At 62.8% G+C, this 6,904-nt stretch carries 5 protein-coding genes; 4 read left to right on the forward strand and 1 reads right to left on the reverse strand.

Annotation, left to right across the window (positions count from 1 at the left end; genetic code table 11):
* The 4 genes from HGB41_RS19990 (at position 1) to HGB41_RS20005 (ending at position 6,024) form a co-directional block, all read left to right on the forward strand.
* Positions 1–3,183, forward strand: coding sequence for an efflux RND transporter permease subunit (locus HGB41_RS19990; protein ID WP_171087732.1), 3,183 nt, complete (start codon positions 1–3; stop codon positions 3,181–3,183).
* A gap of 1 nt (position 3,184) precedes the next feature.
* Positions 3,185–4,666 carry an efflux transporter outer membrane subunit gene (locus tag HGB41_RS19995; RefSeq protein WP_171087734.1) on the forward strand — a complete coding sequence of 494 codons (1,482 nt, stop codon included), beginning with the start codon at positions 3,185–3,187 and terminating at the stop codon, positions 4,664–4,666.
* 163 nt (positions 4,667–4,829) lie between these two features.
* Positions 4,830–5,438 carry a PH domain-containing protein gene (locus HGB41_RS20000; RefSeq protein ID WP_171087736.1) on the forward strand — a complete coding sequence of 203 codons (609 nt, stop codon included), beginning with the start codon at positions 4,830–4,832 and terminating at the stop codon, positions 5,436–5,438.
* A 79-nt stretch (positions 5,439–5,517) separates the two neighbouring features.
* The gene (locus HGB41_RS20005; RefSeq protein ID WP_171087737.1) at positions 5,518–6,024 is read left to right on the forward strand and encodes a DNA-deoxyinosine glycosylase; all 507 of its coding nucleotides are present in this window, start codon (positions 5,518–5,520) and stop codon (positions 6,022–6,024) included.
* Positions 6,025–6,090: 66 nt separating this feature from the next.
* On the opposite strand, the gene HGB41_RS20010 is transcribed toward HGB41_RS20005, so the two are convergent.
* On the reverse strand, positions 6,091–6,642 hold the full coding sequence (locus tag HGB41_RS20010) for a hypothetical protein (protein ID WP_171087739.1): 552 nt from the start codon (positions 6,640–6,642) through the stop codon (positions 6,091–6,093).
* Between the last annotated feature and the right edge of the window lie 262 nt (positions 6,643–6,904).

The following is a 6,904-nucleotide window of genomic DNA, read 5'->3' on the forward strand; positions in this document are numbered from 1 at the left end:
ATGAACTTTTCTAGATTCTTTGTCGACAAGCCGATCTTCGCGGTCGTGCTGTCGGTGATCATCTTCGTCGGCGGCCTGATCTCGATCTTCCAGCTGCCGATCTCCGAATACCCGGACGTGGTGCCGCCTTCCGTCGTGGTGCGCGCACAGTACCCGGGCGCCAACCCGAAGGTGATCGCCGAAACCGTGGCTGCGCCGCTGGAAGAGCAGATCAACGGCATCGAGGACATGCTCTACATGACCTCGCAGAACACCTCGGACGGTGCGCTGGCCCTGACCCTGACCTTCGCGATCGGCACCGACATCGACCGTGCCGAGAGCCAGGTGCAGAACCGCGTGCAGCGCGCGCTGCCGCGCCTGCCGGAAGAGGTGCGCCAGATCGGCGTGACGACAGTAAAAAGTTCGCCGAACCTGACCATGGTGGTCCACCTGAATTCGCCGGACGGCCGTTACGACGACCTCTACTTGCGCAATTACGCGGTGCTGAACATCAAGGACCAGCTGGCGCGCCTGAACGGCATGGGCGAGGTCCAGCTGTTCGGCTCGGGCGACTACGCCATGCGCATCTGGCTCGACCCGCAGAAGGTGGCGGCGCGCGGACTGACCGCGGGCGACATCGTGTCCTCGATCCGCGAGCAGAACGTGCAGGTCGCGGCCGGCGTGGTCGGCCAGGGGCCCACCAAGGACGCCCAGTTCCAGCTGACCGTGAACACCCAGGGCCGCCTGCAATCGGTCGAGGAATTCGGAGCGATCGTGGTCAAGGCCGGCGAAGATGGCGCCGTCACGCGCCTGAAGGACGTGGCGCGCCTGGAGATGGGTTCCAGCTCCTACGCGCTGCGCTCGCTGCTGAACAACAAGTCGGCGGTCGCGATCCCGATCTTCGAGGCGCCGAATGCGAATGCGCTGCAACTGTCGAGCGACGTGCGTGCCAAGATGGACGAACTGTCGAAAGACTTCCCGGAAGGCGTCGAGTACAGCATCGTGTATGACCCGACCCAGTTCGTGCGCGAGTCGATCGATTCCGTGATCATGACCCTGTTGGAGGCTGTGGTGCTGGTGGCGCTGGTGGTGATCGTCTTCCTGCAGACCTGGCGCGCCTCGATCATCCCGCTGCTGGCGGTGCCGGTATCGGTGGTTGGTACCTTTGCCGTGATGCTGATGTTCGGCTTCTCGATCAATACCCTGTCGCTGTTTGGCCTGGTGCTGGCGATCGGCATCGTGGTCGATGACGCCATCGTGGTGGTGGAAAACGTCGAGCGCAATATCGGCAACGGCTTGAGCCCGCGCGACGCCACCATCCAGGCGATGAAGGAAGTGTCCGGCCCGATCATCGCCATCGCGCTGGTGCTGTGCGCCGTGTTCGTGCCGATCGCCTTCGTTGCGGGCCTGACCGGCCAGTTCTATCGCCAGTTCGCCCTGACCATCGCGATTTCGACCGTGATCTCGGCCTTTGCTTCGCTGACCCTGGCGCCGGCACTCTCGGCTGCGCTGTTGAAAGCCCACGACGCGCCGAAAGATGGCCTGACCCGCATCATGGACAAGGTCTTTGGCCGCTTCTTCGCCGCCTTCAACCGCTTCTTCGGCCGTGCCTCGCACAGCTATGAAGGTGGCGTGAAAACGGTCCTGCGCCGCAAGACCGCGACCCTGGGCGTCTACCTGGCCCTGGGCGTGGCCGCGATCTTCATGTTCAAGGTGGTGCCGCCGGGCTTCGTGCCGGCCCAGGACAAGGGTTACCTGATCGGCTTCGCACAGTTGCCGGATGCCGCTTCGCTGGACCGCACCGATGCCGTGATCCGCCGCATGTCGGCCATCGCCAAAGAAATCCCTGGCGTGGAATCGTCGATTGCCTTCCCTGGCCTGTCGATCAACGGCTTCACCAATGCACCGAACGCCGGCATCGTGTTCACCTCGCTCAAGCCGACCAGCGAACGCAAGGGCAAGGAGCAGTCGGCCGAAGCCATCGCCGCCGAGATCAACAAGCGCATGGGCGCGGTGGAAGACGCCTTCGTCATGGTCCTGCCGCCGCCCCCGGTGAATGGCCTGGGCACGACCGGCGGCTTCAAGCTGATGCTGGAAGACCGCGGCAACCTCGGTTACGACGCGCTCTACCAGGCCACGCAGGCGCTGCAGGCCAAGGCTTGGGCCACGCCGCAACTGGCGGGCGTGTTCTCGAGCTACCAGATCAACGTGCCGCAGCTGTTCGCGGACGTCGACCGGGTCAAGGCCAAGCAGCTCGGCGTGCCGCTGGCGACCATCTACCAGACCTTGCAGGTGAACCTCGGCTCTCTGTACGTGAACGACTTCAACCAGTTCGGCCGCACTTACCAGGTGCGGGTGCAGGCCGACGCGCAGTTCCGCTCGCAGCCCGAGCAGATCGCCCAGCTCAAGGTGCGCAACGACAAGGGCGAGATGATCCCGCTGTCGTCGCTGATGCAGGTGAAGGACAGCTATGGCCCGGACCGCGTCCAGCGCTACAACAACTACGTGGCGGCCGACCTGAATGGCGGCGCGGCCCCGGGCGTCTCGTCGGGCCAGGCGCAAGCCATCATGGAGCAGCTGGCCATGGAGACGCTGCCGAAAGGGATCGCCTACGAATGGACCGACCTGACCTACCAGGAGATTTTGTCCGGTAACACCATGGTGTATGTGTTCCCGCTGTGCGTGCTGCTGGTCTTCCTGGTGCTGGCCGCGCAGTACGAAAGCTGGACCCTTCCGCTGGCGGTGATCCTGATCGTGCCGATGTCGATCCTGTGCGCGCTGATCGGCGTGAAGCTGACCGGCGGCGACAACAACATCTTCACCCAGATCGCGCTGTTCGTGCTGGTGGGGCTGGCCTCGAAGAACGCGATCCTGATCGTGGAATTCGCTAGAGAACTGGAAGACCATGGCCGCAGCGTCGTCGAAGCCGCTCTGGAAGCAAGCCGGCTGCGCCTGCGTCCGATCCTGATGACCTCGATCGCTTTCATCATGGGCGTGGTGCCGCTGGTGTTCTCGACCGGCGCCGGCGCCGAGATGCGCCATGCGATGGGTGTGGCGGTGTTCTTCGGCATGCTGGGCGTGACCTTCTTCGGCCTGTTCCTGACGCCGCTGTTCTATGTCTTGCTGCGTACGTTCGCCAAGCGTTTCGAGAAAAAAGTCCCGGCCGCGAAAACCCCGGTCCTGGACCTGGAAGGAGTGCATTGAAATGAACAACATGATCGCAAGGGGCGTGGCCCCGCTGTTGGCGGCGCTGCTGCTCACCGCCTGCGCCACCCCCGACTTCAAGCAGCCGGCCATCGAGACGCCGACGGCGTTCCGCGAGTCGCAGACAGCGGTGGTCGAGGGCGTCGACGGCGCCCGCTGGAAGCCGGCACAGCCGGCCGAACAGCAGCCGCGCGGCGAATGGTGGCTGGCTTTCCAGGACCCCGCGCTCACCGCGCTGGTGCAGGAAGCCACGGCCAACAACGCGAACCTGTCGGTGGCGGCAAGCCGCGTCAAGCAGGCGAGGGCGATTGCGGGTATCGCCAATGCCGACCGCATGCCGCAGGTCGGCCTCGGCATCGGCGCCCAGCGCGCCCGCCCGTCGGCCCTGGAAGCAGGCCAGCCGCAGGGCACGCCCATTCAGCCGCAAACCAGCTATTCAGCCAGCCTGAGCGCCAGCTACGAAGTCGATTTGTTCGGCCGCGTGGCGGCCGGCGTCTCGGCGGCGAAGGGCGATGCGGCCACCAGTGAGGCGAACTACCGTTCGGTGCTGCTGGCCCTGCAGGCGGACGTCGCGCAAACCTATTTCCGCCTGCGCGCGCTCGATGCCGAGCTGGATACGGTGGCGCAGACGGTGAACTTGCGTAACGAAAGCGTGAAGCTGACCCAGCGCCGCTTCGACCTGGGCGATATCGGTGAATTCGATTTGTCGCGTGCCCGCACCGAATTGGCGACAGCGCGCGCAGAAGCGATCGGCCTGCAGCGCCAGCGCGCGACCACCGAGCATGCGCTGGCGGTCCTGCTGGGCAAACCGGCGGCGAACTACATCGCCGGCCCGAGCCCGCTGCTGGACGCCACCCTGCTGCCGGCGATTCCCGCCGGCCTGCCGTCCTCGCTGCTGGAGCGCCGTCCCGATATCAATGCCGCCCAGCGTGCGATGGAAGCATCGAACGCCCGCATCGGCGTGGCGCGCGGCGCGATGTTCCCGGCCTTGACCATCAGCGCGGCCGGAGGCGGCATCGGCGGCGCCTTTTCCGACGTGTTCCGCTGGAGCAGCCGTTCGTGGGTGCTGGGCTTGTTGACCTCGCTGCCGATCATCGACGGCGGCCGCAACCGCGCCAATGTCGAGCGCAGCGAAGCGGTGCTGGAAGAATCGGTGGGCGTCTACCGCCAGAGCGTGCTCACGGCCTTTGCCGAAGTCGAGGACAACCTGGCTGGCCTGCGCATCCTGGGTGGACAGGCCGAGCAGATCGACGCGGCCCAGGTCTCGGCGCGGCGCTCGGCCGACCTGGCGCAGAAGCTGTATGACGCCGGCCGCTCCAGCTACATCGAGCTGCTGGACGCGCAGCGCAACCTGGCGACAGTGGAACGCGCGGCCGTCCAGCTGCGCGGCAACCGTGCGGTGACGACGGTGGCCTTGATTCGTTCGCTCGGCGGCGGGTGGGATGCTGGTCGCATCGATAACGCTTCGGTCGCCATGAAATAAGCCAGTTCTCCAGGTGTTTCTGCCCTTTGCGGCGGGTACGCGAGTGCCCGCCGTTTTTTTCTTCCATTGGGGAGAGCGCGTGCTGTCCTGTGTTCTTCCTCTAGCACGACAGGCGCGCTTGCCTGTATAAATACGGATCTTTCACAGCGATGGAGACCTGGACATGTTCAAGCGACTGGCAGCAGAAGCCCTCGGCATCAGCGATATCGGCGTGATCGTCGCGCCTGCGGATTACGACAAGGTCGACGCCGACGACTACCTGTTCTCGGAAGACGGCGAACAGATTTTCTTCCTCATCAAGAGCAAGAAGGACGAGTATTGCTTCACCAACCTCGCCCTGATCCACGTCGACGGCGATTCCGCCGTGTCGTCGAAGCGGTCGATCAAGCGCTACGAATACGCATCCTCCCGCATCGCCAATGTCAGTATCGAGACTGCCGGCACCCTGGACATGGACGTCGAACTCAAATTCAACGCGGGCGAAACCGCCTTCAATATCGATATCAAGAAATCCCACATCGAACAAATCAAGGATATCTACAAGGCCTTGTACTCGATCGGCAAGCAGCAGCACCGCGATGCGGTCGGCCGCGACAACGCCCTGCGCGCGCTCGACGCCACCGCTGCGATGCACAAGCTGAATGCGGTGCCGGCTGGCGGCAGCGTGGCCAGCCAGTTCGGCGATTTGCTGGCTGCCGTGAATACCGCCGTGCTGGAGACGCATACCCGGCGCGACTTCAGCGACACCTTCAGCAAATACATCCACAGCTGATACGGATCATGGCCGCGGCCCGGTTCTACACGGGCCCGTAGCGTGGAGTGTGTCTGGCGGCAGGGACTACAATGCCCCGATGCTGCCTTCCACCGACATTCCGCCTTCCGCGGCCCTGACTGGGCTCGCCCCTGTGATCGCGCCCAGCATCCGCGTGCTGGTCCTCGGCAGCTTCCCCGGCGCCGCCTCGCTCGCCGCGCAGCAGTATTACGCCCATCCGCGCAACCAGTTCTGGAAGCTAGTCGGTGCCTTGGTCGGAGAAGACCTGAATTCGTTACCTTATGCCGAACGCCTGCCGCGCCTTCTCGCGCATCGCTTCGGTTTGTGGGACGTGCTGGCGGGATGCGAACGCAAAGGTAGTCTCGATTCCGCGATCCGCAATCCGGCTGCCAATGACTTCGAACGGCTTCACCGCTTGTGTCCCGAACTGGAAACAGTCGGGTTCAATGGGCAGACATCGGGCAAGTTCGCGCCGCAGTTTGCGCAGCATGGCTATCGCGTTGTCGTGCTGCCGTCGAGTTCGCCGGCGCATATGGCGCTCAGTTTCGAGCAGAAGCTGGCCCACTGGCGCGAACTGATTGGCTAATCGACTCGTAGCGGCTCTTGCCAGCGCCATCATTTTAGGCAGCCCGGTCCGAACGCTGGTATTTGTCTAACCCACATCGCGGTATTCATTCATGAGCTCATCCATTTCGTCACCTAAGCCGTAGCCCAAGTCATGGCTAAGCCGACTCGTTTCGTGAAGACGCGCTAACAAATGTGTGCGTTGTGCCGGGGTAAGTGTCGTAGTCGACTTCAAGGCCAGCGCAAACATGCCCATCAGTGAAGCGAAAAAATCTTCATCTGAGAGTCCGACCTCGCGACAAAAGCCTACGGCCTGCTCGCAATAGAATGTCATCAACTCAGCTAGTTCGTCGGGACGGCCAACGGCCTTCTTGTAATCGCCTATGGCTTTCTTTGCCTTGGCGATCGAAATGTCCTGAGCCCGGGAAACGTCCGGCCAGATCCAGCGCGAAATCGACGTTTTGTAAGTCAGCAGTGGATCGGTGCCGAGTCCAAATCGCGCGTGCAGAAATGCCTGATTTTCTTTGCTGGAAGAGTATAGGTCCTGGAGCAAGGCCAGGACACGGGCACGGTCGAAGTCTGCCAATATCGTTTTGACATCACTCCAGCCTGGAGATTTTTTCTTGTTTGCTTCTTTCATATTTCAAGCATTTGCAAATGTTAGATCGTTGTTGAACTTTATCCGCTGCAGGTCGGGAACTCGAGGCCGTGGCCGTCCGCTTCCGACCTATTGTGTTGAAAAACTCTCTGGCAAGAGTGAGATCGGCGGGCTTGTACAGTAAGCTTTCCGAATTTAAGTACAAACTATACCTGCTGAAGCTGAGCTAGCTCGTCTTTAGGTTTCCGATATGCGCTAGTGGGGCTAGCTTCCTGGCCATTCGCCTTAGATTTTGCGCTACCGC

The sequence above is a fragment of the Telluria aromaticivorans genome, assembly GCF_013003915.1.
GTDB classification, from domain to species: domain Bacteria; phylum Pseudomonadota; class Gammaproteobacteria; order Burkholderiales; family Burkholderiaceae_D; genus Telluria; species Telluria aromaticivorans.

Excerpts from the sequence above, each read along its gene's own strand:
- HGB41_RS20000 (WP_171087736.1), top strand. The coding sequence starts at position 4,830 with ATGTTCAAGCGACTGGCAGCAGAAGCCCTCGGCATCAGCGATATCGGC.
- HGB41_RS19990 (WP_171087732.1), top strand. The coding sequence starts at position 1 with ATGAACTTTTCTAGATTCTTTGTCGACAAGCCGATCTTCGCGGTCGTG.
- HGB41_RS20010 (WP_171087739.1), bottom strand. The coding sequence starts at position 6,642 with ATGAAAGAAGCAAACAAGAAAAAATCTCCAGGCTGGAGTGATGTCAAA.
- HGB41_RS20005 (WP_171087737.1), top strand. The coding sequence starts at position 5,518 with ATGCTGCCTTCCACCGACATTCCGCCTTCCGCGGCCCTGACTGGGCTC.
- HGB41_RS19995 (WP_171087734.1), top strand. The coding sequence starts at position 3,185 with ATGAACAACATGATCGCAAGGGGCGTGGCCCCGCTGTTGGCGGCGCTG.